The organism is Arthrobacter sp. ZGTC212 (assembly GCF_002929255.1).
Classification (GTDB): Bacteria; Actinomycetota; Actinomycetes; order Actinomycetales; family Micrococcaceae; genus Arthrobacter_B; species Arthrobacter_B sunyaminii.
The window spans coordinates 1-790 of record NZ_PJIJ01000018.1 but is presented as its reverse complement, the minus strand read 5'-3'; the positions used below and the strand labels follow the sequence as shown (position 1 = coordinate 790).

The following is a 790-nucleotide window of genomic DNA, read 5'->3' as shown; positions in this document are numbered from 1 at the left end:
CTACCCTTGGGCAGGTTGAAGTTGCAGTAACATGTAATGGAGGACCGAACCGATAAACGTTGAAAAGTTTCCGGATGACCTGAGGGTAGGGGTGAAAGGCTAATCAAACTGGGAAATAGCTCGTACTCCCCGAAATGTTTTTAGGAACAGCGTCGGCATAGAGTCTTATAGAGGTAGAGCTACCGATTGGGTGCGGGGGAGTCAAATCCTACCAAATCCAGACGAACTCCGAATGCTATAAGATATGGCCGGCAGTGAGGCTTTGGGTGCTAAGGTCCAAGGCCGAGAGGGAAAGAACCCAGACCATCAGCTAAGGTCCCTAAATATACGCTAAGTTGAACTAACGAGGTCCGATTGCCTAGACAGCTAGGATGTTGGCTTGGAAGCAGCCATTCATTTAAAGAGTGCGTAACAGCTCACTAGTCGAGCGATCGGGCGTGGATAATAAACGGGCATCAAGTGTATTACCGAAGCTATGGATTTGTATCATTAGATACATCTGGTAGGGGAGCATTCTATTTACGGCGAAGCGTTCTGGTAATGGGACGTGGAGTGGATAGAAAAGCAAATGTAGGCATAAGTAACGATAAGGCGGGTGAGAAACCCGCCCACCGAAAGACTAAGGTTTCCTGATCAACGCTAATCGGATCAGGGTTAGTCGGGGCCTAAGGCGAGGCCGAAAGGCGTAGTCGATGGGAAACAGGTTAATATTCCTGTACTTGGTGTTACTGCGAAGGGGGGACGGAGAAGGCTATGTTAGCCGGGCGACGGTTGTCCCGGTTTAAGCATG

General features: G+C 49.4%; 1 rRNA gene. It reads left to right on the top strand.

From position 1 onward, the window contains the following. Positions 1 to 790, top strand: a 23S ribosomal RNA gene (locus CXQ89_RS17645); the annotation flags it as partial.